Raw genomic sequence first — 26863 nt, forward strand, 5'->3', positions numbered from 1 at the left:
GCACAGAGAGCGTCACCACCGCGCGGAGAGCGTCGCCGCTTCCGTCGGTGTCCGCGTCTCCGCCGCCGCCCCGGCTCCGGCCCGGGTATCGGGCTCGGGCGTCGGCCCGCCGGACCATCGGGGCTTCGGCTCAGTCCCCGATGAGCGCGTCGACGAACGCCTCCGGTTCGAACGGTGCGAGGTCGTCCGCCCCCTCGCCCAATCCGACGAGCTTGACGGGTACGCCGAGCTCCCGCTGGACCGCGACGACGATGCCGCCCTTGGCGGTGCCGTCGAGCTTGGTGAGCACGATGCCGGTGATGTCCACGACCTCCGCGAAGACCCGCGCCTGCACCAGACCGTTCTGACCGGTGGTCGCGTCCAGGACCAGCAGGATCTCGTCCAGCGGGCCGTGCTTCTCGACGACGCGCTTGACCTTGCCCAGCTCGTCCATCAGACCGGTCTTGGTGTGCAGCCGCCCGGCGGTGTCGATGAGGACCACATCGGCGCCCTCGGCGATGCCCTCCTTGACCGCGTCGAAGGCGATGGACGCCGGGTCGCCGCCCTCGGGGCCGCGCACGGTGCGTGCGCCGACCCGCTCACCCCAGGTCTGGAGCTGGTCGGCCGCGGCGGCGCGGAAGGTGTCCGCCGCGCCGAGGACGACCGAGCGGCCGTCCGCGACGAGGACGCGGGCGAGCTTGCCGGTGGTGGTGGTCTTGCCGGTGCCGTTGACGCCGACGACCATCACCACACCGGGGGTGTCGAGACCGCTCTCGGTCTTGACCGCCCGGTCGAAGTCGGTGCCGATGAGCGTCAGCAGCTCTTCGCGCAGCAGGGTGCGCAGTTCGTCGGTGGTCCGGGTGCCGAGGACCCTGACGCGCTCGCGCAGCCGCTCCACCAGTTCGCGGGTGGGGGCGACACCGACGTCCGCGATCAGGAGGGTCTCCTCGATCTCCTCCCAGGTGTCCTCGTCGAGGTGCTCGCGGGAGAGGAGCGTGAGGAGCCCCTTGCCCAGTGAGTTCTGGGAGCGGGCGAGGCGGGCGCGGAGCCGGACCAGCCGTCCGGCGGTCGGCTCCGGGATCTCGATCTCGGGAGCTTCGGCGATGACCGCCGTGCCCGCGGATCCCCCGCCCGGCGGGAGGTCGACCTCCTCGATGGTGCGGCGTGGCTCTTCCCGCGGTGTCTCCGCCTCATCGCCGACATGCGGCTCGGCGGGCGGAGCGGTGATGGTCGGCGTGCTCGACGGGGCCGAGGGCGGCAGCTGCTTCTTTTTGCGGCTGCTGATCACGAGCCCGCTGATCGCGCCGATCGCGACCAGGGCGATGACTACAGCAAGGATGACGATTTCCATAACCCACCCAGTATCAGTCACGGGCTGAGGGGATTCGTAGAAGGCGTCCTTCCATGACCGTGCGCGTTCGGGTTATCACCCGGCGGACCCGGAACCGTCGTGGAACGTCCTCGGAACAGGGTCCGGGCATCGCGGCTGAGCTGCGAAGACCGTGAAGACCGCAGAGACAGCGGAGACAGCGGTGGGCTGTCTCCCGCTCGATCCTCCGTTTCGGAGGGCCGCTGGGCCGCGGGGCGCGGCGGCACCGGGCGAGGGGCACGCGGCAAGGGGCGCGGGGAGCGGCTCGGACGGTGGTCACGGCGGAAAAACCCGGATGACTCGTCTGAACCCGGCGGGTTAGCGTCCCGTTCATGACCGTGTTGGAGTTTCGAACCATCCCAGAGGCTCATCTCGACCGCGCTCTGGACCTGCACTATCTGGTGTTCCTGGGGAAGGACGCCGAGGACGAGCTGCGCAAGTCACACCGGGAGATTCTGGAGAGCTGCGACCGCATCGGGGCTTACGAGGGGGAAGAGCTGGTCGGGCTGCTGGCCGCTCATGCGCTGAAGCTGTCGGTACCCGGCGGGGAGCTGGACTGTGCCGGGGTGACGTTCGTTTCGGTGTTGCCGACGCACCGCCGGCGCGGGGTGCTCAGCGGGATGATCGCCGAGCTGTGGCGTCGGTGTGCGGCGGCCGGACAGCCGCTGGCGGCGCTCTGGGTGTCCGAGGCGGGGATCTACGGCCGCTTCGGTTTCGATCCGGCGACCCGTTCGTACACGGTGACGATCGACGCGGACCACCCGCTGGACCTGCGGATCGCCCCGGACGAGCGGCCTCTGCGGCTGGTCTCCACGGCGGACGCTCCCGCGGTGATCGGGTCACGGCACGAGGCGGGACGGGCGGAGCGGGCGGGACGGGTGGCCCGTGACGACTTCTGGTGGCGGACCCACGTCCTGCGGACGGAGGACGAAGACGACAACGACCTGAGCCCGCCGCGTGTGGTGGCGATCGGCGACGCGGGGGAAGAGCCCGCCGGATACGTCATCTACCGGACGCTCACCGACGACGAGGGACGCGGCACGGTCCATCTCGGCGAGCTGGAGGCGGACTCCCCCGCCGTCGCCGCGGCGCTGTGGCGCTATGTGGCCTCGATCGATCTGGCCGACAAGGTCCGGGCGTGGGGTCGGCCGCTGGACGATCCGCTGCTGCGGTTCGCGGGCGACCGCGATCAGGTGGCGGTCACCCAGGAGTTCCCCGCGCTCTGGCTGCGGCTGGTGGATGTGGCCGCCGCTCTGGAGGGACGCGCCTGGTCGGCTCCGGTCGATGTGGTGCTGGAGGTGACCGACGCGGGCGTGCCGGGCAACGCGGGCCGCTACCGTCTCACCGTCGCCGCCGGCGCGGACGGTCTCGCCGCTCGGGTCACCCGTACCGAGGACGCGCCCGATCTCTCGCTCGACGTACGCGAGCTGGCCGCGTGTTACCTCGGCGGCACCGATCCGGCCGAGCTGGTCCACGCGGGTCTGGCCACGGAGCACACCGCGGGCGCTGCCCGGCTGCTGGGCGCGGCGTCGCGCACGGAGCTGCTGCCGCACACGACGGACGAGTTCTGAGGTCGAGGCTCTGGCGGCCGGACCGGGGAACGCCTGGCCGAGGGCGGCCACGGGGCCGCAGGGGCTGACAGGTCCTGTTCCGGCGGCCGGGCGCGGCCGGAACAGGCCCCCGGGGGCGACGGGCCGCGCAGGGGCCGGACCAATGAACAACCGAGCCACCGGGTCGCCTGGTTGCCGAGCCACCGGGTCGCCGGATTGCCGGATTGCCGAGCTACCAGGTCGCGAAGCACCGTGACCGACCCGGCGCCGCCGGATCCGGTGGGAATCAGCGCAGGCGCTGGCTGATCACCTTGGAGACGCCGTCTCCCTGCATGGAGACTCCGTACAGCGCGTCCGCGACCTCCATCGTCCGCTTCTGGTGGGTGATCACGATCAGCTGCGAGGACTCCTGGAGTTCCTGCATGATCCGGATCAGCCGCTGGAGGTTGGTGTCGTCGAGCGCCGCCTCGACCTCGTCCATCACATAGAACGGGCTGGGCCTGGCCTTGAAGATCGACACCAGGATCGCCACCGCGGTCAGCGAGCGCTCACCGCCGGAGAGCAGCGAGAGCCGTTTGACCTTCTTGCCCGGCGGACGGGCCTCCACCTCCACGCCCGTGGTGAGCATATTGTCCGGGTCGGTGAGGATCAGCCTGCCCTCGCCGCCCGGGAAGAGCCGGGAGAAGACACCCTCGAACTCGCGGGCGGTGTCGCGGTACGCGTCGGTGAAGACCTGCTCGACGCGCTCGTCCACCTCCTTGATCACCTGAAGCAGATCGGCCCGTGTCTTCTTGAGGTCTTCGAGCTGCTCCGAGAGGAAGTTGTGGCGCTCCTCCAGCGCCGAGAACTCCTCCAGAGCCAGCGGATTCACCTTTCCGAGCTGCTGATACGCCCGTTCGGCCGACTTCAGGCGCTTCTCCTGTTCGGCGCGGACGAAGGGGCTCGGCTGGTTCCGGGGGTGCTCGGGAGACTCGGGCAGTTCCTCTCCCTCGGCGGGCGGGGACGGGGGTACGAGCCGGTCGGGGCCGTACTCGGAGATCAGCCCGGCGGGCTCCACGCCCAGCTCCTCCAGCGCCTTGGTCTCCAGTTGCTCGATGCGCAGCCGCTTCTCCGCGCCGAGGACCTCGCCCCGGTGGACCGAGTCGGTGAGTCGGTCCAGTTCGGCCTTGAGGTCCCGGCCCCGGCCCCGGGCGGCCGTGAGGTCGCGCTCCCGTTCCGCCTTGGCCGCCTCGGCCGTGGTGCGCTCGGCTTCGGCCCGTACGAGCGACACCTCGGCATGGGCCAGCAGCACGCGGGCACCGGTCGCCACGGCGGAGGCGACCTCGGCCTCATGACGCAGCCGGGCGCGCCGCTGTTCGGCGCGCGCCCGTGCTTCGCGCTCGGCGCGCGCTCCCCGGTCGAGCGCGTCGGCCCGGCCCGCGAGTGCTTTCACCCGCTCCTCGTGGGTACGGAGTTGGAGGCGAGCCTCCATCTCGGTCTGGCGCGCGTTGGCGCCGTCGGCGGCGAGCCGGTCCCGTACATGGGTGTCGGGCTCCTCCTCGAAGGGGCTCTCCTCGGCGACCAGCAGCCGTTCGGTCAGCTCCTCGGCTTCGGCGCGGGCCCGCTCCAGCGCCTCCTGGGCCCTGGCGACGGCAGCGGCGGTCCGCTCGGCCTCGCCCGCGGCCGCGCGGGCCTGTCCGGAGAGCCGGCCGAGCCGGCCGGAGACGGCGGACTTCTCGCGATCGGCCGCCCGTCGGCGCTCGCCCAGCTCCTCGACGAGCGCGGCGCACCCGGCGCGCCTCGCGGCGGCCCGCTGCTGCGCGCCGGTCAGTTCCTCGCACCGGACGGCCAGCTCCGCCAGTTCGGCGGCGGCCTCGTCGACGGAGGCCCGCACCTCCAGCAGGCTGGGTGCGCCGGCCGAGCCGCCCTGGGCGAAGTGGGCGCCGAGGACATCGCCTTCGGCGGTCACCGCGGTGAGGTCCGGCCGTGCGTGGACCAGATCCTCCGCGTCCTCCAGTGTGGTGACGACGACCGTGTTCCGGAGCAGCCGTCGTACGGCGGGCATCAGCTCGTCCGGGCCACGCACGAGGTCGGCGGCGCGCGGCGACCGGCCAGGGTCGGCGTGAGTTCCGTTCCGCCCCTGGTCAAAACGGTTCTGCGGCTCAAAACGGTTCTGCGGCTCAGAGCGGTGCCGCGATGACGGGTCCGGTCGCGTCGGAGCGGTCGTGGGGTGCGGCCGTCCATCCGGTACGGAGACGGTGCCCGACCCCTGCCCCGGTACGGCTCCGCCGGGCCGGCTCGGCGGGTCGCCGGCCTCCCTGCCCACCGTGTCCGGCAGGGCCGGGGCGCCCCGGCCCGCCGTGCGGTGATCGCCCGGCGGGCGCTCGTCCGGATGGGGGCGCTCGCCGTGAACGTCGTGCTCCGGCGCGCCTCCCAGCAGTATCGCCGCCCGGCCCGCGTCGGTCTTGCGCAGCAGCCTCAGCGCTTCGGCGGCCGTGGCGGTGTTGGTGACGGCAACCGCGTCGGCCGCTGCTCCGAGGGCGGCGGCGACCGGGATCTCGTAGCCGGGGGCCACGGTGAGCAGGTCCGACGCCGGTCCGAGGAGGCCGCCGAGCCGGTCCTTGGCGGCGAGCAGCGCGCCCGTGCCGTCCTTGCGGCGCAGTCCGAGGGCGAGGGCCTCGCGGCGGGCGGCGACGGCGGCGCGTTCGCGTTCGGCGGTGGTCAGGGCTTCCCGGGCGGCGCCGAGGGCCGCTTCCGCCTCGGCCAGTTCCCGCTTGGCGGTGTCGTGCCGTTCGCCGAGTTCGCTGTCGTCGGCGTCGAGGCCCTCCACCTCGGCCCGGAGCTGCTCGTACTCCTCCTGCGCGGCGGCGGCCCGTTCCCCCGCCTCGTCGCGGGCGGCGGTCAGCCGGTCGATCTCGGCCTGCGCGGAAGCGGCCCGGCCGCGGGCGGCGTTGACCTGTCCGCCCAGCCGGGCGAGCCCTTCGCGGCGGTCGGCGATGGCGCGGGCGACATCCTTGAGACGGCGTTCCTCGGCCCCGAGTTCGCGTTCCAGTTCGGCCCGGTGGGCGACGGTGTCCTCTAGGGCGTGCTGGGCGGCCTCCAGCGCCGATTCGAGTTCCGCTTCCTGCTCGCGGACCCGTGCGGCCTCGCGCTCCATGTCCTCGGGGTCGCGGCCGCGCCGTTCGTCCGCGGGCTGCGCGGTGGCGCTCTTCACCCGCGCGTCGGCGAGGGAGATCGTGCCGCGTACCCGTTCGGCGAGCTGGGAGAGTTCGTACCAGGTCTGCTGGGCGCGCTGGAGCCGTGGCGCGAGCCGCCGTACCTCGTCCTCCAGATCGGCCTCGCGGGTGAGCGCGGCCTTCAGCTCCGCTTCGGCCGCTTCCTTGCGGTGTTTGAGCGCGGCCTCATCGGCGATCTCAGACGTCAGCGCCTTCCGGAGGCGTACGAGATCGTCGGCGAGGAGCCGTAGCCGGGCGTCGCGCAGATCGGCCTGGATGACGGCGGCCCGCCGGGCCACGGCCGCCTGCCGGCCCAGCGGTTTGAGCTGGCGGCGGAGTTCGTCGGTGAGGTCCTGCACCCGGGCGAGGTTGGCCTGCATCGCGTCCAGCTTCCGCAGCGCCTTCTCCTTGCGCTTGCGGTGCTTGAGGACGCCCGCGGCCTCTTCGATGAAGGCCCGGCGTCCCATGGGGTCCGCGTGGAGTACGGAGTCGAGCCGGCCCTGCCCGACGATGACGTGCATCTCGCGGCCGATGCCGGAGTCGGACAGCAGCTCCTGGATGTCGAGGAGACGGCAGGTGTCACCGTTGATCTGGTATTCGCTGCCGCCGTTGCGGAACATGATCCGCGTAATGGTGACCTCGGCGTATTCGATGGGGAGTGCGCCGTCGGAGTTGTCGATGGTCAGGGACACCTCGGCGCGGCCGAGCGGTGGCCGCCCGGTCGTACCGGCGAAGATGACGTCTTCCATCTTGCCGCCGCGCAGTGATTTCGCGCCCTGCTCGCCCATGACCCAGGAGAGCGCGTCCACGACATTGGACTTGCCGGAGCCGTTGGGGCCCACGACACAGGTGATGCCCGGCTCGAAACGCAGCGTCGTGGCGGAGGCGAAGGATTTGAACCCGCGCAGGGTCATGGCCTTGAGGTGCACGCAGCCGGACTCTACCTTTCGCGTCGCTCGAACAGCCCGGAACACCCGGAGGAGACCGGTGGTTCACTCGCGGTTTCACCGATGAAGGTGCAGGGCACATCAGACGTTGAGGGGAGGACTGTATTGGCTTGGGACGGGTCGGGGAAAGAAAGAAGGGACGCCGAGGCGTCCCTTGCATATCTTTGCGCGATGATTCTCCAGCGGATATTCGGCTCAGGTGAGCGCGGGCTCCGCCTGGGGTACGTCGATGTCGATGCCGTCGAGCAGCGACTCTCCCGGGTGCTGAGCGACGGCAGCGTTCAGCGCGTCGTTCTCGGACTGAATCCGTACAAGCTCGGATTCGAGGTCCTGGACGCGCTGCTGGAGCCGTCGCATCTCGGAGAGAAGTCGCGGGTCGGAACCGCCGACGTAACCGAGAAGCGCCTTTGCCATGATGGATGGTCCTCCACACTGAGTGACCGACCGATGCGGTGTGGGTCGTGAGGGATTCGCACCCGCGGTGCTCGACAGTGCTGAGTACTGCTGATGTCGCTGCGGTTCTTACTGCCAAACAGCTAAGGTGCGCGGGGCTTCCAGAGTCTCACCAAAAAGTTTGACGGTCAACACGATCACACGCCGCTCAAGGGGGCGAACCCGGGGGCGCGCGCCCGCGAACCCTGCGGTGGCACCTCTTCTCCGGGGCCCTGCGGGCGTGGAGATCATCCTTGTCCGCGCAGCCTCGCACGAGTCGCTCTCCTTGGCAACCACCTGGCCGTTTCCGCTCCGCACGGCCACCGGCGACTCCCGCCCCGACCCGCTGGAACGGGCTCGGTACAGATGTCCGTCAACGGATCGCGAAGCCGTCGTATCCCCCGCGAGGGGTGTCCCAGATCTCAGTGACTCCGTCCACATGCCCGGGTGTGTCGTCGGAGCGGAGCCACTCCAGCAAACGGTGGCAATTCTCACGCGATCCTTCGGCCACTACCTGCACCCTGCCGTCGTCGAGATTGAGGGCGAATCCCGTGAGTCCGCCGATCTCCAGTGCGTTCGCCCTGGTGAACCAGCGGAATCCCACTCCCTGTACTCGACCGCGTACCCAGGCGGTGAACCGTGCGCAATCATCCATGGCGCCACGGTAGTCGTCGGATTGCTCACGAAACACTTCCCTCACTCACGTCATGGCGTACAGTCCGGTCGCGATGCACGTCACCCGTTCGGGTGAGTGGATATCTGGTTAGCTGATTCATCGGCCGATTCACGGCCGTTCGGTCGTCGAGGACGAGGAAGGCACAGCAGATGGGACGGCATCGACGCTCGGCCAAACGTGCGGGCAGGCCCGTACGCACCGGTTTGCTCGGCGCCTCCGCGGCCATGGCGGTAGGCGCCGTGGCCGTCGCGTCCGGTCTGCTGCCGGGCGGCGACACCTTCACCGTCGGAGGCGAGAGCTCCCCCGGCGGTCCGGTGCGCTCGGACGGTTCCGCGAAGCTCCAGACACAGGGCCAATCGGGCGCCGAGTCGACGGACGGCGCGGCCACCGCGACCCCCACCGCGCCGCACTCGCCGTCGAAGTCCCCGTCCCCGACGACGAAGAAGCCGTCGCCGTCGTCTCCGAAGCCCTCGGCCAGGACGAAGACCCCGGAGAAGACGGCTGCCCCGACCCCCGGAAAGAAGGCCGGCGCCCCTCGGACCGAGGCCACCGGCGAGAGCTCCGTACCCGCCCAGCGCCGGAGCCCCGCCGCCCCCTCCGCCGAGGAGGCGATGGAGGCCGAGGTCCTGGCCCTGGTGAACGAGGAGCGCGCCAAGGTGAAAGGGTGCGGCCCGGTCCGGTTCGATCCTGCCCTGGCACGGCTGGCGGGGAACTTCAGCAGCGATATGGCCAAGCGCGGCTTCTTCGACCACACCGATCCCGATGGGGACAGCCCCTGGGACCGGGCCGAGCAGGCGGGCGTGAAGAACCTCGGCGGCGAGAACATCGCACGGGGCCAGGCGGACGCCCGCGCGGTGATGAAATCCTGGATGAGCAGCGAGGGCCACCGCGCGAACATCCTCAACTGCGACTACAAGACGCTCGGCGTCGGCGTCCATCTGGGCGAGGGCGGCCCGTGGTGGACCCAGAACTTCGGCTTCTGAGAATCCCGCAGGTCCAAGCCGTGCGGGCGCGATCCCGCCTTCTCCCGCGCAACCCGCGAGCGCTGCGGCTCAGGGACGCGGCGGGCGCTGGCAGCGGGGGCAGAAGTAGCTGGAGCGGTTCATCCAGGGGCTCCTGCGCATCGGGGTGCCGCACCGGCCGCAGGGCTCGTTCTCGCGTCCGTACGCGTCCAGTGACCGGTCGAAGTACCCCGATTCGCCGTTCACGTTGACATACAGGCTGTCGAAGCTGGTGCCGCCGACGGCGAGGGCCGCGTTCATGACATCTCGTACATGACCGAGCAGTTCGGCGGACCGGGGGCGCGGGAGGCTCGCGGTGGGGCGCTCGTAGTGCAGCTTCGCGCGCCAGAGCGCCTCGTCCGCGTAGATGTTCCCGACCCCGCTGATCAGCGACTGGTCGAGCAGGGCCCGTTTGACCGTGGTACGGCGCAGCCGCAGCGCGGTGTGGAACGCCTCGTCGTCGAAGGCGGGGTCGAGCGGATCGCGGGCGATATGCGCGATGACGTCGGGCAGCCCGTCGGGGGTGTTGTCATGGAGCGAGAGCCCGCCGAAGGTGCGCTGGTCGACGAAGCGCAGCTCGGTGCCGATCCGGTCGTCGAACCGGACCCTGACGCGCAGATGCTTCTCGTCGTCGGCGTCCTCGGGCTGGACGAGCAGTTGGCCGCTCATGCCCAGATGGCCGAGGACCGAGCTGTCGGTGGCTCCGAGCGGCAGCCACAGATACTTGCCGCGACGGCGGGCGATGCCGATGCTGTGCCCCAGGAGTCTGGCCGCGAAGTCCTCCGCACCGGCGATATGGCGGCGGACGGCTCGCGGGTGCAGCACCTGCACCTCGGTTATCGTGCGCCCGCTGACCCATCGCTGGAGTCCACGGCGTACGACCTCGACCTCGGGCAGCTCTGGCACGGGGCTCCTTCAGGAAACGCTCATGGTGGTGTCCGCAGCGTACCTCTTCGGACATGGCCGGAATGCTGCGATGCCCCGCGCTCCCCAGAGGGGGCACGGGGCATCGGAGAGATCTTCCGGAAGGAAGGACTCAGGCTGTGGCTCGGTCCGCCGGCCCGACCGGGCCCGCCTCGGGGACGGCCGTCGGGCGAGTGGTCTCGGAGGAATCCACGGTGGATGTCTCCCGCGGGCCCTCGGCCACGGTGATTTCGGTCGAAGTCCCGGCCGCCTCGGGGGTCCGGGCGGGACCGGCGCCTTCTGAGGCGGCCGAGTCGCCGGAGGTGTCAACGGGCCCGGTCTGTTCGGGCCTCGCCGCGTTCTCGGACGCGGCCTTCTCCGCGGCCGCGCGCTCGTCCGCGGCGGCACGGATCTCCCGCCACGCGGACTCCGCCGCCTGCTGTTCCGCTTCCTTCTTGCTGCGGCCGGTGCCGGTGCCGTACGAGACACCACCGACGCGGGCGGCAGCAGTGAAGGTCTTCTCGTGGTCGGGCCCCGTCTCCGTGACGAGGTACTCCGGAACCCCGAGCCCCTCGGCCGCGGTCAGTTCCTGGAGACTGGTCTTCCAGTCCAGGCCCGCTCCGAGGTTCGACGACTTCTCGATCAGCGGGTCGAAGAGCCGGTGCACCAGCTCGGACGCCGCTTCGAGACCCTGGTCGAGATAGACCGCGCCGATCACCGCTTCCAGGGTGTCGGCGAGGATGGAAGCCTTGTCCCGGCCGCCCGTGCCCTCTTCGCCCCGGCCGAGCCGGATGAAGAGGCCGAGTTCCAGCCCGCGGCCGACCTCCGCCAGCGCACGCGAATTGACCACCGCGGCCCGCAGTTTGGCCAGCTGGCCTTCCGGCAGATCGGGGTGGGTCCGGTAGAGCGTGTCGGTGACCACCAGTCCGAGCACCGAGTCCCCGAGGAACTCCAGCCGCTCGTTGGTGGGCAGTCCGCCGTTCTCGTACGCGTACGAACGGTGGGTCAGCGCACGCACCAGAAGGGCGGACTCGACGGGATAGCCGAGCCGCCCTTCCAGGAGCGTGTGGGACGAGGCTGCGTTGACTGCGTTGGCTGCTTTGCCAGTGTCTTCCTGCTTCTTGGCACCGGAGTTGGACAGCTCAGACAGCTCAGACATCGGGCCTCTCACCAGCCGATCAGACCTCGAGGACCTGGCGCTTGTTGTACGTGCCGCAGCTGGGGCACGCGATGTGCTGCAGCTTGGGCTCCTGGCAACGCTCGCACGAAACCAGGGTGGGGACCGCAGCCTTCCACTGCGACCGGCGGTGGCGCGTGTTGCTGCGCGACATCTTCCGCTTCGGAACAGCCACGGCTACTTCTCCTGCTTCTCGTCGACGCCCGCATCGGCGCCGCCCATGTTGTCCTTCTCGCCGTCCTTGACGGTCTCGGCGAGTCCTTGCAGTGCCGCCCAACGGATGTCGACGGCGTCATGATGGTGATCCGGGTCGTCGTCGAGCCTGATCCCGCACTGGGCGCAGAGACCGGCACAGTCCTCCCGGCACACCGGCTGCATCGGCAGTGCGAGCACCACCGCGTCACGCAGCACGGGTTCGAGGTCGAACAGGCCGTCCTCGAGACTGAGCATGTCCTCGTCCTCGGCGTCGTCGCCGGGCTCCGCGGCTCGGCCGCGGCCCCGGTCGTCGGCGTCGGGGTACGTGAACATCTCCTGGAAGTCCGCGGCGACATCGAGGCGCAGCGGCTCCAGACACCTTACGCACTCCCCCTCGGCCGACGCACGGGCGGTGCCGGTGACGAGCACACCTTCCATGACCGACTCCAGGCGGAGGTCGAGCTCCACGGTCGCGCCCTCCGGCACGCCGACGACCCCGTCGATGCCGAAGTCCTTCGGCGCGGGGACCGAGCGGGACAGCCGCTGGAGCGCGCCGGGACGCCGGCCCAGCTCGTGCGTGTCGAACACGAGGGGGTTGCGGTGGTCGAGGCGGGCGTTCAGGGCTCTTCCTGCTTTCCGATCGTGCCAACGCGTCGGGGTGACACGTCGGGGGGAGGGGCTGCCGTCCCTTGCTGTGCGGGAAGCGGGCAGCCGGAATCGCGAAACTGTGCGCGACCGATGAGTCAGGATACTGGAAAGGGCGCTATAGGCCCAATCCGGCCCCGGTCCGGCCCCGGTTCCCGGCCTCTTCACCGCCCCTGTTCGTAGCGGCGCAGCTGTTCCATGTCGATCATGCTGGTGTCGAAGAGGCTGGTCTCGTCGAGGGCCGCGGCCTGTCCCTGGGGCTGGACGTGCCCCGGGGCCTGCTGCTGAGGGTGCTGCGGGGGCTCGTGCCGGGGCTGCTCCGCGGTGAGCTGCTGATACGCGTACGGGTCCTGCTGAACGTACTGCTGCTCGTACCCCTGCTGGTCCGGCCGGCCCGGCTGCTGGTGCCCCTGCTGCTGATACCCGGCGGCGTACGGGTCCTGCTGGTATCCCGCGTACGCCTGCTGGTAGGCGTACGGGTCCTGCTGGACCGGGGCCTGGGCCGGCATCGGGGGCTGCGACTGGTACGCGGGCTCGTGCTGGGGGCGCGGGGGCTCCGTCCGCGGCTGGGCCTGGGGCCGGGGCTCCGGGTCGGCCAGCTCCGCCAGACCGGCCAGATAGTCGGCGTCGCTGGTGGCGTGCCCTCCGGACGCCGCCGCGTCCTGGGCGGCCATGTGCTCGCCGAGGGCGTCGCCGGCGGTGCGGCCGTGCAGCTTCTGCCGTCCGCGCCCGACCGCTTCGAGGGTCTTGGAGAGTACGGCCTCGAAGGCGCCGAGCTTGGCGTCCACGTACTCGTCGGCGCGATTGACCAGGGTCTGCGGGTCCGCGCTGTACTCGGGTGCGTCCTGGTCGGCGTGGCCCCGCTCGTCGAGACCCGGCCCGCGGCCGAGGAGTTTCTCCCGGCCGCGGTCCACGGAGCCGATGGTCTTGGTGAGGACGACCTCGAAGTTGGCGAGTTTGGAGTCGACGTAGTCGTCGGCTTCGGCGCGGACCTCCTCGGCCTCCTGGCGGGCCTCGGCGAGGATGCGGTCCGCCTCGTCCTGGGACTGCCGGGCGACCTGGGTGCCGGAGATCAGGGTGCCCCGCTCTGCGTGGGCGTTCTCGATGATCCGCTCGGCCTCCTGGCGGGCCTGGGCGACCATCTGCTCCCGGCCGCCGAGCAGTTCCTGAGCCTGGGCGAGAGAGCCGGGCAGCGCCTCTCGTACTTCCTCGAGCATGGCGAGCAGTTCGGCGCGGTTGACCACGCAGGATGCCGACATGGGCAGGGCGCGGGCGCTGCCGACCGCCTCGACGATCTCATCGAGTTTTTTCTGCACGTCCACCGTGGTTCGCCACTCTCTGCGCTGATGGGTCCTGTGCCGGACGACTGTACGGCCAGTCAGCGCTCTTCCGACACCGGTTGACGCACGGCGGCCTGCGGGTCGCCGAGCCGTGCCGTGTCACTGGTCGGCGAGGCGGCGGACAAGAGCCCGGTGCACGGCGGGCGGAAGGAGATGGGACACGTCACCGCCCCAGGCGGCGACCTCCTTGACCAGGCTGGAGGAGAGGAAGCTGTAGGTGGGGTTGGTCGGGACGAAGAGGGTTTCCACTCCCGAGAGGCCGTTGTTCATCTGGGCCATCTGCAACTCGTAGTCGAAGTCGCTGACGGCGCGCAGCCCCTTGACGATGGCGGGGATGTCGCGCTGCTTGCAGAAATCGACGAGCAGGCCGTGGTGGGACTCCACCAAAACGTTTCCGTACTCGCTGGTGACCTCGCGGATCAGCTCCATCCGCTCGTCGACCGTGAACAAGCCCTTCTTGGTCTGGTTGATCATCACCGCGACATGCACCACGTCGTACAGCTTCGAGGCGCGGCCGATGATGTCGAGATGCCCGTTGGTGATGGGGTCGAACGACCCCGGACAGACTGCGCGGCGCACTGGAAGTTCCTCGCTCTCCGGTCCGGTCATGGGACGTCTTCGCACAGAGACGTCTCGTCGCAGACAGAGACGGCGCGACCGTGCCAGAGCGTCCCCTCGCCGTAGCGACGGGAGCGCAAAGGCTCGAAACCGGGTGGCCATGGGAAGGCGCCGCCTCTGGTGCTGCGTTCCACGGTGGCGAGCGCATCGCCCGCTAGCCAGCCCTGAGTGCGGAGTGTGAGCAGAATCTCCCGAAGATCATCGTCTGTGACGGAGTAGGGCGGATCAAGGAAAATCACATCAAAAGGATCACCGGGAGCCGGTCCCGTGACGATCTGTTCCGCCTTGCCGGTACGGACCTCGGCGCCGGGCAGACCGAGGGCTCTGACGTTCTCGCGGACGGTCCGGGCGGCGCGGGCGTCCGCCTCGACCAGCAGGGCGTGGGACGCGCCGCGCGACAGCGCCTCCAGACCCACGGCGCCGGAGCCCGCGTACAGATCGGCGACCCTGACCCCCGCGAAGCTGCCCAGCAGCGACTCCCAGCTGGAGAAGAGCCCCTCGCGAGCGCGGTCGGACGTGGGGCGGGTGCCGGTGCCGGGCGGTACGGCGAGGCGGCGTCCACCGGCCGAACCGGCGATCACGCGGGTCATCTCAGTCCTTACGACGCTGTACGAATCCGCACGATGCCGTGCGAACCCGTGCGAATCCCTACGATTCAACACGACTTCGCACAACCGCGCACGATGTCGTTTCCGGGCGGGCTGTCCGCCTCAGTCTCTCAGCCCTTGTCGAGGTACTGCTCGCGCTCCTTGTCCACCAGGGCGTCCAGCGCGGTGCGCAGCGCGGGCAGGCGCTCCAGCTCGGGGTCTTCGCGGACGACGGTGACGGCCTCCTCGCGGGCCTGGGCGATGATCTCCTCGTCGTCGATGACGGTGAGCATCCGCAGCGAGGAGCGGACTCCCGACTGGGCCTGGCCGAGCACATCGCCCTCGCGGCGCTGTTCGAGGTCGATACGGGACAGCTCGAAGCCGTCGAGGGTGGCGGCGACCGCGCCGAGCCGGGCGCGCGCGGGCGCGGCCTCCGGCATCTCGGTGACCAGCAGGCAGAGCCCGGGGGCCGAGCCCCGGCCGACCCGGCCGCGGAGCTGGTGCAGCTGGGAGACGCCGAACCGGTCGGCGTCCATGATCACCATGGCGGTGGCGTTCGGGACGTTGACGCCGACTTCGATGACGGTGGTGGCCACGAGGACGTCCACCTCGCCGGCGGCGAAGCGGCGCATCACGTCGTCCTTGTCGTCGGGTGCCATCCGGCCGTGCAGCACCTCGACACGGAGCCCGGCCAGCGGACCGTCCCGCAGCTGTCCGGCGATGTCGAGCACGGCGAGCGGGGGCCGCTTCTCGGCGTCGTCCCCGGCGGAAACGGCGTCGCTCCCGGCGGCCCCCGCGGACTTCTTGCCCGCTCCGCCGGCGTCGGCCACGCCGGCCTCCTCGGCGTCGTCGCCAATGCGGGGGCAGACCACGTACGCCTGATGGCCCTTGCCGACCTCTTCGCGCACCCGTTCCCAGGCGCGGGCCAGGAAGTGCGGCTTGTCCCGCGCGGGGACGACATGGCTGGCGATCGGCGAGCGCCCGGCCGGGAGCTGGTCGAGAACGGAGGTCTCCAGATCGCCGAAGACGGTCATCGCGACGGTGCGCGGGATGGGGGTGGCGGTCATGACCAGCAGGTGGGGCGGCTGCTTGCCCTTCGAGCGCAGCGCGTCGCGCTGCTCCACACCGAACCGGTGCTGCTCGTCGACGACGACCAGGCCCAGATCGTGGAACTGGACCTTGTCCTCGATCAGCGCGTGGGTGCCGATGACGATCCCGGCTTCGCCGGTCACCAGGTCGAGCAGGGCACGTCTGCGGGCGGCGGCCCCCATCGAACCGGTCAGCAGCACCACCTTGGTGGCGTGCTCGGCTCCGCCGAGCATGCCGCCTTCGGCCAGCTCGCCCATCATCTCCACGATGGAGCGGTGGTGCTGCTGGGCGAGGACCTCGGTGGGCGCGAGCATCGCCGCCTGGCCGCCCGCGTCCACGACGGCGAGCATCGCGCGCAGCGCGACCAGCGTCTTCCCGGATCCGACCTCGCCCTGGAGCAGCCGGTGCATCGGATGCTCGGTCGCGAGATCGCCGAAGATCTCCCCTGTGACCTTGAGCTGGCCGTCGGTGAGGGTGAAGGGCAGCTCGGCGTCGAACGCGTCGAGCAGACCGCCGGGGGACGGCCTGCGGGCCACGGCGGGCAGCTGGGTGTCCGCGAAGCGCCGCCGGGCCAGTGCGACCTGGAGGACGAACGCCTCGTCCCACTTCAGCCGCTGCCTGGCGTCCTCGATGTCCGCCTTCGTATGGGGGCGATGAACCTTGAGCAGCGCCTCGGGCAGGGAGACGAAGCCCTTGCCGTCCCTCAGCGACGGCGGGAGCGGATCGGCGGCCTCCCGCGCGCGCGGCAGCACCGCGTCGACCGCCTTGGCGATCTTCCAGGACTCCATGCCCTTGCACGCCGGATAGATCGGGATGAGCGCGCCCGCCCAGGACTCGATGTCCGCCGCGTCGGAGGAACCGGCAGTACCGGCAGAACCGATAGAGCCGCCGGCGCCCCCGGAGCCTTCGGCACCGCCCGCGGCCAGCTTGGCGTACGTCGGGTGCGCGAGCTGGAGTCTGTGGTTGAACACCGAGACCTTCCCGGCGAACATCGCGCGGCTGCCGGGCAGCAGCTCCGTGTGCGGCCTGTGGACCCCCCGCCCGAAGAACACGAGCTGAAGCCGTCCGCTCCCGTCCGTGATCGTGATCTCCAGCCGCTTGCCGCGCCCGCCGTTGAACGTGTGCACACGGGAGTCGGCCACCTGGGCCACCACGGTCACGTCCTCGTCGAGCGGCAGCTCGGAGAGCCGGGTGAGCTGCCCCCTCTCCTCGTACCGCCGGGGATAGTGATGCAGCAGATCGCCGACGGTGTGCAGATCGAGCTGCTCGCCCAGCACCTTGGCGGTGGCGGGTCCGAGCGTCTTCTTCAACGGTTCATCGAGCACGGGCACGGATCCCATTGCACACCACGGGACCGACAGGCGGGGGCAGGTGCGCCGGTACGGGCGGGATCACGCCGGATTTCACCGTCCCCGGCGGGCCCCTCACCCCCGGCACTCCCCGTGCGCCCCGGCCGCCCGGCGGGCTACTCGACCCCGATCAGCAGCGGAGCGGCCCCCCGGCCTCCCTCGTACACGACGGTGTCGACCGCCAGATGGGTCTCCCTGACATGGCGTTCGAGACGGGTGGCCACGGCCGTGCCGTCAGGGACCTCGTCCGAGAGGATCAGGGTCACCAGTTCCCCGCCCGCCGCCAGCATCCGGTCCAGCACGGCCGTCGCGGTCGCCGTGAGATCGGTGCCGATCACGGCCACGTCACCGTCGATCAGCCCGAGCACGTCCCCCGCCTGACAGACCCCGGCCGAGGTCCAGGACCGGTGCTCGGCGACGGCCAGTTCGGCGTAGCGGGTCGCCCCCGCCGCCGCGGTCATGGCGACGACGTCCTCGTCGAAGCGGCGGGCGGGCTCGTGGACGGCGAGGGCGGCGATGCCCTGGACGGTCGCGCGGGTGGGGACGAGGGCGACGCGGATCCCTTCGGTACGGGCCTGTTCCGCGGCGGCGGCGGCCGTGTGGCGCAGCTCGGCGGAGTTCGGCAGGAGCACCACCTCACGGGCGTGGGCGCGGCGGATCGCGTCCACGAGTTCACCGCTGGCGGGGGGCTCTCCGGGGCGGGCGAGCACCGTCGTCGCGCCCGCGTCGGCGCAGAGACCCGCGATGCCCTCGCCGGGCACGACCACGACGACCGCGCGCTGCGCCTGCTCCCGTACGGGAGGGGCCGCGCTGTCGAAGTGCGTGATACGGATCCGGTGCGGGCGGCCCGCCTCGACACCGGCCTCGACCGCCGCGCCCGCGTCGTCGACATGGACGTGCACGTTCCACAGTCCGTCGCCGCCCACGACGACCAGGGAGTCCCCGAGGGCGTCCAGCCGGGCTCTCAGCCGTGCCACGGCCGCGTCGTCCGCCTCCAGGAGGTAGATCACCTCGAAGGCCGGGCCGCCGTCGTCGCAGGGTTCGGCGGCCTCCGCCGCGGGGGCCGGCCCCCGTACCGCCTCCGTCACCGCGACCCGCGCCGAGGGCAGCGGTACCGGGGCGGCGCCCGTCACGGCCTCCACCAGTGCCCCCAGCACCGCGAGCAGCCCGCGCCCGCCCGCGTCCACGACACCGGCGCGGCCCAGTACGGCGAGCTGGCCCGGGGTCGCGTCGAGGGCGGTCCTGGCTCCTTCGTACGCGGCCTTCGCGGCGTCGTCCGGCGCTGCCTGAGCCGCCGCCGCGGCGGCGGCGGCGACGGTGAGGATGGTGCCCTCGACCGGATGCGCGACCGCCTCCCGCGCGAGCGCCGAGGCCCGCCGCAGGGCTCCGGCGAGATGGTCCCCCTCCCCTATGCGCTCCGCCATGCCCCGCAGGAGCTGCGCGAGGATCGTTCCGGAGTTCCCGCGCGCCCCGAGGAGCGCGCCGTGTGCCATGGACCGGACCACCACGGACACCTCGGGGACCCCGCCCCCGGTCTCGTGCGCGGCGAAGACCGCCTCCACGGCCGTGGCCGCGGACTCGACGGTGAGAAAGAGATTGGTACCGGTGTCGCCGTCCGCCACGGGATAGACGTTGATCGCGTCGATCTCCTCGCGCTCGCGGCCGAGCGCCTCCAGCGCCCGTGAGCACCAGGTGCGTACCGCTGCGGCGTCGAGATTCTGCGGCACCTGGTGATCCTCCTCGGACAGCCGGACACGACCGCGGTCGATGGCCTCGGGCAGCAAGTCGCACCGCAGGGTAGACCCCGGCAGGCGGCTGGGAGCGGGGCGGGGGCGGGAAGAGGCCATGGTAGTTTCGTTGTGCGGGAGCAGCCGTTGTATGCTGCTCCGGTTGCCTGATGAGAGTCAGGCCATTCCCCCGGCAGAGCCACTGATCAGTTACTGATTTCCGGCGCGCCGGAATTCACTGTAAGTGCATCTGAAGTCTTTGGAGTGTCCCGTGGCTGCCAACTGCGACGTCTGCGGCAAGGGGCCGGGCTTCGGCAACAACATTTCGCACTCGCACCGCCGTACGTCCCGTCGCTGGAACCCGAACATCCAGCGCGTGCGTGCCGTGGTCGGTCGGACGCCGAAGCGGCTCAATGTCTGCACCTCGTGCATCAAGGCCGGCAAGGTCTCGCGCTAGAGGTGATGCCCTCCGCGTCCGCGCGGGGGTGATCTCGTCGTAGCGCAGCCCTTGCGGTTGCCTTGGAAGCCGGTCCACCGTCTGGTGGGCCGGCTTTCGCCGTTTCCGCCGCCTCGGGGGCGCGGGGGCCGGGGCCCGTACGGACCACGAGGGCCCCTGCGGCCGGGCCGGCCGCAGAACGCCGTTGAATACCGTCGAGTCCTTCGTCTCCAGGCCCCCAGGCCCCTCCCCCGCGTCCCGTGACGCCCCTCCGGCCCGCCCGGACGGTTTCAGGAGCGGTACCGCCACCCGTGGTCCACCGGACCGATGCCCTCCCCCAGCGCGAACCCGGCCGCGATCGCTCCCGTGACGTACCCCTTGGCCTCCTGTACGGCCTCCGGGACGCCGAGCCCCTTCGCCAGCCCCGCCGCGATCGCCGACGCGAGGGTGCAGCCGGTCCCGTGGGTGTGGCGGTTGTCGTGCCGGGGGGCGCGCAGCCAGTGCTCGTCGGTGCCGTCGGTGAGCAGATCGACGGCGTCGCCTTCGAGGTGGCCGCCCTTGATCAGCGCCCAGCGCGGCCCACAGTCGAGAACGGCGTCGGCGGCCCGGCGCATCCCGGTCTCGTCGTGCGCCTCCACGCCCGTGAGCTGCGCCACCTCGTCCAGATTGGGGGTGGCGACGGTGGCGAGCGGCAGGAGCCGCGTGCGTACGGACTCGACGGCGGCGGTCGCCAGGAGGGAGTCCCCGTGCTTGGAGACCCCGACGGGGTCGACGACGACGGGCGCGTCCGTGGCGGCCAGCAGGTCGGCGACGGTCTCCACGAGTTCCGCCGACGCCAGCATGCCGGTCTTCACGGCGTGGACGCCTATGTCGTCCACGACGCTGCGGTACTGGGCGCGTACCGCCTCGGGGGGCAGTTCCCAGTAGCCCTGGACCCCTCGGGAGTTCTGCGCGGTGACGGCGGCTATGACGCTCATGCCGTGGACGCCGAGCGCGAGCATCGTCTTCAGGTCTGCCTGGATGCCCGCGCCGCCGCCGGAGTCGGATCCGGCGACCGTCAGGACCAGCGGCGGCCTCACGACTCCTCCGGTGATCCGAAGTGGTCCCAGCCGGCCTGGGTGTGCCAGGGAGCGCCGTCCACCGTCACCTCGGGCAGCGCCGATGGATGGAGCACCTCCCCGATGACCTTCCAGCGCGCGGGCAGCTTCACCTCGGGCGGGAAGGTCGCGACGATGGCGTGGTCCTCTCCCCCGGTGAGCACCCACTGCAGCGGATCCACGCCGACGGCCTGGCCGATGTCGTTCATCTGGCCGGGGATGTCGAGGGCGCCGGAACGCAGATCGATACGGACCTTGCTGGCCTCCGCGACATGGCGGAGGTCGGCGACGAGCCCGTCGCTGATGTCGCACATGGCGGTCGCGCCGAGTCCGGCCGCCGCGGGCCCGGCGTGGTACGGCGGCTCCGGCCTGCGGTGGGCCTCCACGAAGGCGCGCGGTGAGCGGAAGCCCCGTGACAGGACCGCGTGCCCGGCCGCGGACCAGCCCAGCCAGCCGGTGTACGCGACGACGTCACCGGGCCGCGCTCCGGACCGGGTGACGGGGTCGAGGTCGCGCAGATCGCCGAGGGCCGTGATCGCGAGGGTGATCACCTCGCCGCGTACGACGTCTCCGCCGACCACGGCCGCGCCCGCCACCTGGCACTCGTCCCGGATGCCGTCCATCAGCTCGGTGGCCCAGGTGACCGGTAGCCCGGCCGGCACGACCAGGCCGAGGAGGAGCGAGGTGGGGACCGCGCCCATGGCCGCGATGTCGGCGAGGTTCTGCGCGGCGGCCTTGCGGCCGACGTCGTACGCGGTGGACCAGTCGCGGCGGAAGTGCCGCCCCTCCAGCAGGATGTCCGTACTCGCCACGACCCTGCGGTCGGGCGCGGCGACGACCGCCGCGTCGTCGCCGGGTCCGAGCCGGACCGCGGGGGTGGAGGTGAGCCGGGAGGTGAGTTCTCTGATGAGCCCGAACTCTCCCAACTCGCCCACAGTGCCCTTCACCGAGTCTCACCTCTCCGTCGTCCCGCCGGACCACCCGGCTGAGCTGTTCCTGCGTGGGATCCCCGCGGTCGCGAGCCGCGCTGACGGTGGGTACCGTCGAAAGATCCGCACAAGGTCCGTACCGGACTCCGTACAGCATGGTGCACCGGGATCCGTACCGGACTCCGCCCACGATTCCGTACGGCGAACCCATTGGCGAACAACAGATCCATACACGAGAACCGTGCCGGACCCGTAAGGGATACGTAGAAGTCCCGCGGATCCGTCAAGAGATACGTCAACTTCCGCTTTTCGCACGCCACACTACGGACGCCACCCGGCGCGCAGGTCTCCCCGAGGCCCACGGCGACGCGATACCGTGGCGTCCCTTTCTCCCCCCTGGGTTCCCCCCGCCGAAGGTAGGGGAAGCGATTCCCGGGCCGCCCTGGAGGTTCCGTGGTACAGGCGTACATCCTGATTCAGACCGAGGTGGGCAAGGCGTCGACCGTCGCCGAGACCATCGGGAAGATTCCGGGAGTGATTCAGGCCGAGGACGTGACCGGCCCCTACGACGTGATCGTGCGCGCCCAGGCCGACACGGTCGACGATCTCGGCCGTCTGGTGGTCGCCAAGGTCCAGCAAGTGGACGGCATCACCCGAACCCTGACCTGCCCAGTCGTGCACCTGTAGCCCCCGTCTACGCTTGGCCGGTGAACTCCGTCCGCCGGTCCGCCCTGATCTCCGCCTCAACCGTGCTGCTGCTCGCCGTCGCGGGCTGCTCCACCAGGGACGACGCCGCTTCGGTCCCGGTTCCCAGCCCCCCGCCCGAGGAAGTGACTCTGTGCGCGGCGCTGCACGAGGAACTGCCGAAGACGGTCGGCGGACAGGACCGCACCGACCCGGAGCCGACGTCCGATCTGACCGCCGGCTGGGGCGACGCCGCGATCGTACTGCGCTGCGGCGTACCCCGGCCGGCGCGGATGAGCGATGCCCAGGCGCACGGGATGGAGGCGAACGGCGTCAACTGGCTGTACGAGGAGCGGAAGGACGGGCCCCGCTTCACCACGACGTACCGCGAGACGTATGTCGAGGTGACGATGGACGAGCGGTACGCCCACGACTCGTCGCCGCTCGCGGAACTGGCCGACGCGGTCAAGAAGACCGTGCCGGCCACCATCGAGGTTCCCTAGGGCCTCGACCGGCCATGCTGTGACCGGCCCCGGAGCCCCGAGCCGTCCCGCGGCTGTGCCGCTTCCCCCGCCGGCCCTCAGCGCAGCCCGGTGGTGCGCCGCAGCGCCGCCTGGATGAGCAGGTCCACCAGTTCGGGGTAGTCGACGCCGGTCTCCTGCCACATCCGGGGGTACATGGAGATGGGGGTGAAGCCGGGCATCGTGTTGATCTCGTTGATCACGAACCGGCCGTCCTCGGTGAGGAAGAAGTCGGCGCGGACCAGGCCCTCGCAGGACATCGCGTCGAAGGCGTCCACCGCGAGCCGCCGCACCTCGGCGGTCTGCTCGTCGGTGAGCGGCGCGGGCACGATCCCGGACGCCGAGTCGATGTACTTGGCCTCGAAGTCGTAGAACTCGTGCGACTGCACGGCTGGGATCTCGGCCGGGACGCTGGCGCGCGGGCCGTCCTCGAACTCCAGCACCCCGCACTCGATCTCGCGGCCCCGCACCAGCGCTTCGACCAGGATCTTGGGGTCGTGCCGACGGGCCTCCTCGATCGCCGCGTCGAGGCCGTCGGCGGAGTCGACCTTGGTGATGCCGATGGACGACCCCGCGCGCGCGGGCTTGACGAAGAGCGGCCAGCCGTGGTCACCGGCGAAGCCGATGATCTTCTTGCGGGCGGCGGCGGGGTCCAGCTCCCACTCGCGTGCGCGGATCACCTCGTACGGGCCGACGGGCAGCCCGAAGGAGACGAAGATCCGCTTCATGTACTCCTTGTCCTGGCCGACGGCCGACGCGAGCACACCGGAGCCGACGTAGGGCACCCCGGCCAGTTCCAGCAGGCCCTGGAGGGTGCCGTCCTCGCCGTACGGGCCGTGCAGCACGGGGAAGACGACGTCGACCTCGCCGAGTGCCTTGGGCACGGCGCCTGATTCGCTGTACACGACCTCGCGGACGGCCGGGTCGACGGAGAGCACCACATTGCCCTCGGTGGACTCGGCCAGTTCCTCGACTCCCGGGGTGCGGCGATCGGCGATCGCCATCCGGTCGGGCTCGTCGGCGGTGAGCGCCCACCTGCCGTCCACCGTGATGCCGACGGGGAGTACGTCGTACTTCGTGCGGTCGATGGCACGCAGCACGGCCCCGGCGGTGACCACGGAGATCCCGTGTTCGGAGCTGCGGCCGCCGAAGACGACGGCCACACGCGGCTTTCGGGGCGGGCGCCCGTCGCTCCGCTGCTCAAGGCTCTGCTGCTCAGGGCTCTGGGGGAGGTTCTCGGTGCTCATATCGCCCTGAGACTACCGTGCGCCTCACCGTGTGCCACGGGTCGGCGCGGAGCCGCCTCCCGGCGGGTCAGCGCCGTTCGGGTTTGGCGCTGCGCGACATCAGTTCCCTGAGCGCGACCACCGGCGGCTTCCCTTCGTGGACGATGCCGACGACCGTCTCGGTGATGGGCATGTCGATGCCGTGCCTGCGCGCCAGGTCGAGCACCGACTGACAGGACTTGACGCCTTCCGCGGTCTGCCGGGTGACCGCGATCGTCTCCTGGAGGGTCATGCCCTTGCCGAGGTTGACGCCGAAGGTGTGGTTGCGGGAGAGCGGTGAGGAGCAGGTCGCCACCAGGTCGCCGAGGCCCGCGAGTCCGGAGAAGGTGAGCGGGTCCGCGCCCATCGCCAGGCCGAGCCGGGTCGTCTCGGCGAGGCCGCGGGTGATCAGGGATCCCTTGGCGTTGTCGCCGAGGCCCATGCCGTCGGCGATGCCGACGGCGAGGCCGATGACGTTCTTCACCGCGCCGCCGAGTTCGCAGCCGACGACGTCGGTGTTCGTGTACGGGCGGAAGTACTGGGTGTGGCACGCGGACTGGAGCCGCCGGGCGACCGCCTCGTCCCGGCAGGCGACGACCGACGCGGCGGGCCGGCGCTGGGCGATCTCCTTGGCGAGATTGGGCCCGGTGACGACCGCGACCCGATCCGCGGGGACCTGGGCGACCTCTTCGACGACCTCGCTCATCCGCTTGGCGGTGCCGAGTTCGACGCCCTTCATCAGGGAGACGAGTACGGTCCCGGCGGGCAGCTTCGGGGCCCAGGCGGCGAGGTTGCCCCGCAGGGTCTGGGAGGGGACGGCGAGGACGGTGAAGTCCGCTCCGTCCAGCGCCTCGGCGGGGTCGGTGGTGGCCCGCAACTGGGGCGGAAGCTCAATTCCCGGCAGATAGTCCGGGTTGGTGCGGGTGGTGTTGACTGCCTCCACGAGTTCCGCGCGGCGTCCCCAGAGGGTCACCTCGCAGCCCGCGTCCGCGAGGACCATGCCGAAGGCCGTTCCCCATGAGCCCGTTCCGAAGACGGCTGCCTTGGCGGGGTGTGTCACATCGTTCCTTCCCCTGCGGCCTTGCGCCGCTGTTCTGCACGGGCCGTCCGGTGGTCGTACGGCTCGGCCGGTGCCTTCTCACCGCGCACATCCTCAAGGAGTGCGGTGATCGCGGCCATGATGACCTCGGTCGCCTCGCGCAGCACCTCGGGTGTGGGTTCCAGATCGTAGAACCTGTCGAGCTCGACGGGCGGCCCCGCCTGCACGATGAGGGTCTTACGGGGGAAGAGTCGCAGCTTCTTCTCCGTCGCGTACGGCGGCATCGCGAGATTCGCGCCCCACTGGGCGACGGGAATGACGGGCACCTTGGTCTGGAGCGCGATACGCGCGGCGCCGGTCTTGCCCGCCATGGGCCACATACCGGGGTCGCGGGTGATGGTGCCCTCGGGATAGAAGGCCACGCATTCGCCGCGCTCGATGGCCTGGACGGCGGCACGGAAGGCGTCCAGGGCATCGGTCGTCTCGCGGTAGACGGGGATCTGCTGGGTACCGCGGAGCATCATCCCGACGAACGAACCCTCGAAGAGCGCCGCCTTTGCCAGAAAGCGCGGCACCCGTCCGGAGTTGTACTGGAAGTGCGCATACGAAAGGGGGTCGAGATACGAGTTGTGATTGACCGCGGTGATGAATCCGCCGTCGGCCGGAATGTGTTCCGTTCCCCGCCAGTCCCGTTTGAACAGAACCAACAGCGGCGGTTTCGCGATGACCGCCGCCAGGCGGTACCAGAAGCCGATTCTACGGCGGGACACGCGGACACCCTTCCTCTACGACCCTTGCGGAATCACCTGTCACCGGGCGCTCGCCCGGCTGCCGGGGGTCAAGTGTCGCCCCAGCCCCCTGGTCTGTCGAGCACACCGTACGCCCCGGTCACCGGACCGGCCCCCCGGATCGTCACAGGACCGGGCCACAATGGGGGGCGATGCGCATGGACGGAGAGCCGACGATGTACACCGACCGCGCGGCCCACTGGTCCGTGGTGGTCCCGGTGAAACCGCTTGTACTGGCCAAGAGCCGACTGGCCGCGACGGCCGTGGGCATTCCCCGGCAGAGTCTGGCCCTCGCGTTCGCCCAGGACACCGTGGCGGCGCTGCTGGCCTGCCCTGCGGTGCGGGATGTGGCAGTTGTCACGGACGACCCCGTCGCCGGGGCGGAGCTCGCGCGGCTGGGGGCACGGATTGTTCCCGACCTGCCCGGCGCGGGGCTCAACGCCGCCTTGGCACATGGGGCTCGGACGGTTCGCGAGGCACGTCCCGACGCGGCGGTGGCCGCCCTCAACGCCGATCTGCCCGCGCTGCGCCCCGCTGAATTGACGCGGGTACTGGCGTACGCGGCGGGATTCCGGAGAGCCTTTCTCGCGGACGCGGCCGGTATCGGCACGACATTCCTCTCGGCCGCCTCCGGCGTCGAATTGCGGCCCGGATTCGGTGGCCGGTCACGGCATCGGCATTCGGCGTCGGGGGCGAGGGAAATCCCGCTCGACGACGTCGATTCCGTGCGCCGGGACGTGGACACCGCCGACGATCTGGCGGCCGCGGCCGCCCTGGGTCTGGGCCCCCGCTCGGCGGAACTCCTCACGGCGGACGCCGCCCGGACGGTGGAAGGCTGAGGGCTCTCCCGTCGCCCCGGTAGATCGGCCCGGCCCCGGAAACGGTGCCTCGCGGGGCGGAGCGCCTTTCTCGTACGGGGTGTGCGCGGATGGCCCGGCTCACCGGCGTGACGGCGCGCCCCCGGCCGAGGGACAGGGCAGGGCTGTCGCCGTGCGCCCACCGGGGAGCACAGGACAGCCCTCGGGAGCTTCCGTTCGGACCGGGACGGGTCGGGGACCGGCCGGCCCGGTGCCGTACGCCGCCGGGCCGACGGCGACGGGGGCGGCGTCCGGTGGCGGCAACGGCGACGGCGACGGCGACGGGGGCAGCGTCCGGTGGCGGCGACGGCGACACATGGCCGTCGGCGTGGGCACCGGTCGTACGCGAGCCCGGCGGGCTTGGCCGGACAGCGCCTAGTGTCCTGAGTCTTTATTTCGCTATAGAAGTAGGCTGGGCTCATGGCGCGTATGGGTCGGCCGACGGTCGAGGTGGTTCTGGCGGATGAGG

General features: G+C 71.1%; 23 protein-coding genes and 1 pseudogene. 6 read left to right on the forward strand and 18 right to left on the reverse strand.

Translation table 11 applies throughout. The features are described 5' to 3' along the window. Positions 1 to 130: 130 nt before the first annotated feature. Positions 131 to 1330: a signal recognition particle-docking protein FtsY gene (ftsY, locus tag ACWEFL_RS30785; RefSeq protein WP_451718836.1), complete on the reverse strand. Its 1200-nt coding sequence runs from the start codon at positions 1328 to 1330 to the stop codon at positions 131 to 133. A 350-nt stretch (positions 1331 to 1680) separates the two neighbouring features. Between ftsY and ACWEFL_RS30790 the strand changes: the two genes are divergently transcribed. Continuing rightward, entirely contained in the window at positions 1681 to 2919 is a 1239-nt protein-coding gene (locus tag ACWEFL_RS30790; protein ID WP_451718839.1) for a GNAT family N-acetyltransferase, read from the forward strand. Between the two features lie 265 nt (positions 2920 to 3184). Here the strand turns inward: ACWEFL_RS30790 and ACWEFL_RS30795 are convergent, their stop codons facing one another. The 3 genes from ACWEFL_RS30795 to ACWEFL_RS30805 all read right to left on the reverse strand — a co-directional run bounded on the left by ACWEFL_RS30795 (position 3185) and on the right by ACWEFL_RS30805 (position 8126). After that, on the reverse strand, positions 3185 to 7021 hold the full coding sequence (locus tag ACWEFL_RS30795) for an AAA family ATPase (protein WP_451718842.1): 3837 nt from the start codon (positions 7019 to 7021) through the stop codon (positions 3185 to 3187). A 213-nt stretch (positions 7022 to 7234) separates the two neighbouring features. Beyond that, positions 7235 to 7453 (reverse strand): hypothetical protein, encoded by a 219-nt coding sequence (locus ACWEFL_RS30800; protein ID WP_451718844.1) that lies wholly within the window; start codon positions 7451 to 7453, stop codon positions 7235 to 7237. 391 nt (positions 7454 to 7844) lie between these two features. Beyond that, positions 7845 to 8126 carry an acylphosphatase gene (locus tag ACWEFL_RS30805; RefSeq protein ID WP_451718847.1) on the reverse strand — a complete coding sequence of 94 codons (282 nt, stop codon included), beginning with the start codon at positions 8124 to 8126 and terminating at the stop codon, positions 7845 to 7847. 170 nt (positions 8127 to 8296) lie between these two features. Here ACWEFL_RS30805 and ACWEFL_RS30810 point away from each other — a divergent pair, with 170 nt between their 5' ends. Beyond that, complete coding sequence (locus ACWEFL_RS30810; protein WP_451718849.1) at positions 8297 to 9130, forward strand: CAP domain-containing protein; 834 nt, start codon at positions 8297 to 8299, stop codon at positions 9128 to 9130. Positions 9131 to 9199: 69 nt separating this feature from the next. Here the strand turns inward: ACWEFL_RS30810 and mutM are convergent, their stop codons facing one another. From mutM to ACWEFL_RS30855, 9 genes and pseudogenes are all read right to left on the reverse strand, one after another. Further along, positions 9200 to 10054, reverse strand: a complete 855-nt coding sequence (mutM, locus tag ACWEFL_RS30815; protein WP_451718851.1) for a bifunctional DNA-formamidopyrimidine glycosylase/DNA-(apurinic or apyrimidinic site) lyase — start codon at positions 10052 to 10054, stop codon at positions 9200 to 9202. A gap of 280 nt (positions 10055 to 10334) precedes the next feature. After that, a pseudogene (gene rnc, locus ACWEFL_RS30820) lies at positions 10335 to 11201 on the reverse strand (ribonuclease III); the annotation flags it as partial. Positions 11202 to 11229: 28 nt separating this feature from the next. Then, complete coding sequence (gene rpmF / locus ACWEFL_RS30825) at positions 11230 to 11403, reverse strand: 50S ribosomal protein L32 (RefSeq protein WP_003965982.1); 174 nt, start codon at positions 11401 to 11403, stop codon at positions 11230 to 11232. A gap of 2 nt (positions 11404 to 11405) precedes the next feature. Beyond that, entirely contained in the window at positions 11406 to 12044 is a 639-nt protein-coding gene (locus tag ACWEFL_RS30830; RefSeq protein ID WP_451718902.1) for a YceD family protein, read from the reverse strand. A gap of 188 nt (positions 12045 to 12232) precedes the next feature. Further along, a complete protein-coding gene (locus tag ACWEFL_RS30835; protein WP_451718853.1) occupies positions 12233 to 13390 on the reverse strand; it encodes a cell division initiation protein in 1158 nt (385 codons plus the stop codon). A 117-nt stretch (positions 13391 to 13507) separates the two neighbouring features. Beyond that, positions 13508 to 13987 carry a pantetheine-phosphate adenylyltransferase gene (gene coaD, locus ACWEFL_RS30840; protein WP_451718855.1) on the reverse strand — a complete coding sequence of 160 codons (480 nt, stop codon included), beginning with the start codon at positions 13985 to 13987 and terminating at the stop codon, positions 13508 to 13510. A 26-nt stretch (positions 13988 to 14013) separates the two neighbouring features. Next, positions 14014 to 14616 (reverse strand): 16S rRNA (guanine(966)-N(2))-methyltransferase RsmD, encoded by a 603-nt coding sequence (gene rsmD, locus ACWEFL_RS30845; RefSeq protein ID WP_451718858.1) that lies wholly within the window; start codon positions 14614 to 14616, stop codon positions 14014 to 14016. 128 nt (positions 14617 to 14744) lie between these two features. Continuing rightward, entirely contained in the window at positions 14745 to 17042 is a 2298-nt protein-coding gene (gene recG, locus ACWEFL_RS30850) for an ATP-dependent DNA helicase RecG (protein WP_451718860.1), read from the reverse strand. Positions 17043 to 17167: 125 nt separating this feature from the next. Then, positions 17168 to 18778: a DAK2 domain-containing protein gene (locus ACWEFL_RS30855; RefSeq protein ID WP_451718905.1), complete on the reverse strand. Its 1611-nt coding sequence runs from the start codon at positions 18776 to 18778 to the stop codon at positions 17168 to 17170. A gap of 271 nt (positions 18779 to 19049) precedes the next feature. Here ACWEFL_RS30855 and rpmB point away from each other — a divergent pair, with 271 nt between their 5' ends. Further along, complete coding sequence (gene rpmB / locus ACWEFL_RS30860) at positions 19050 to 19235, forward strand: 50S ribosomal protein L28 (RefSeq protein ID WP_003957616.1); 186 nt, start codon at positions 19050 to 19052, stop codon at positions 19233 to 19235. Positions 19236 to 19504: 269 nt separating this feature from the next. On the opposite strand, the gene thiD is transcribed toward rpmB, so the two are convergent. Together thiD and ACWEFL_RS30870 are read right to left on the reverse strand one after the other, a co-directional pair. After that, positions 19505 to 20293, reverse strand: coding sequence for a bifunctional hydroxymethylpyrimidine kinase/phosphomethylpyrimidine kinase (gene thiD, locus ACWEFL_RS30865; RefSeq protein ID WP_451718862.1), 789 nt, complete (start codon positions 20291 to 20293; stop codon positions 19505 to 19507). Beyond that, on the reverse strand, positions 20290 to 21258 hold the full coding sequence (locus ACWEFL_RS30870) for a thiamine-phosphate kinase (protein ID WP_451718865.1): 969 nt from the start codon (positions 21256 to 21258) through the stop codon (positions 20290 to 20292). Before ACWEFL_RS30870 ends, thiD begins: the two co-directional genes overlap by 4 nt. Before the next feature lie 435 nt (positions 21259 to 21693). Here ACWEFL_RS30870 and ACWEFL_RS30875 point away from each other — a divergent pair, with 435 nt between their 5' ends. Both ACWEFL_RS30875 and ACWEFL_RS30880 read left to right on the forward strand, forming a co-directional pair. Then, complete coding sequence (locus tag ACWEFL_RS30875) at positions 21694 to 21927, forward strand: Lrp/AsnC family transcriptional regulator (protein WP_451718868.1); 234 nt, start codon at positions 21694 to 21696, stop codon at positions 21925 to 21927. Positions 21928 to 21947: 20 nt separating this feature from the next. Beyond that, entirely contained in the window at positions 21948 to 22427 is a 480-nt protein-coding gene (locus tag ACWEFL_RS30880; protein WP_451718871.1) for a DUF3515 domain-containing protein, read from the forward strand. A gap of 77 nt (positions 22428 to 22504) precedes the next feature. On the opposite strand, the gene ACWEFL_RS30885 is transcribed toward ACWEFL_RS30880, so the two are convergent. From ACWEFL_RS30885 to ACWEFL_RS30895, 3 genes are all read right to left on the reverse strand, one after another. Further along, complete coding sequence (locus ACWEFL_RS30885) at positions 22505 to 23692, reverse strand: D-alanine--D-alanine ligase family protein (protein ID WP_451718874.1); 1188 nt, start codon at positions 23690 to 23692, stop codon at positions 22505 to 22507. A 67-nt stretch (positions 23693 to 23759) separates the two neighbouring features. Then, positions 23760 to 24770: an NAD(P)H-dependent glycerol-3-phosphate dehydrogenase gene (locus ACWEFL_RS30890; RefSeq protein WP_451718877.1), complete on the reverse strand. Its 1011-nt coding sequence runs from the start codon at positions 24768 to 24770 to the stop codon at positions 23760 to 23762. Continuing rightward, on the reverse strand, positions 24767 to 25519 hold the full coding sequence (locus ACWEFL_RS30895) for a lysophospholipid acyltransferase family protein (protein ID WP_451718880.1): 753 nt from the start codon (positions 25517 to 25519) through the stop codon (positions 24767 to 24769). The genes ACWEFL_RS30890 and ACWEFL_RS30895 overlap by 4 nt, the downstream gene beginning before the upstream one ends. A 170-nt stretch (positions 25520 to 25689) precedes the next feature. Here ACWEFL_RS30895 and cofC point away from each other — a divergent pair, with 170 nt between their 5' ends. Beyond that, positions 25690 to 26376 (forward strand): 2-phospho-L-lactate guanylyltransferase, encoded by a 687-nt coding sequence (gene cofC, locus ACWEFL_RS30900; protein WP_451718883.1) that lies wholly within the window; start codon positions 25690 to 25692, stop codon positions 26374 to 26376. Positions 26377 to 26863 lie beyond the last annotated feature (487 nt).

Source organism: Streptomyces sp. NPDC004838, assembly GCF_053600955.1.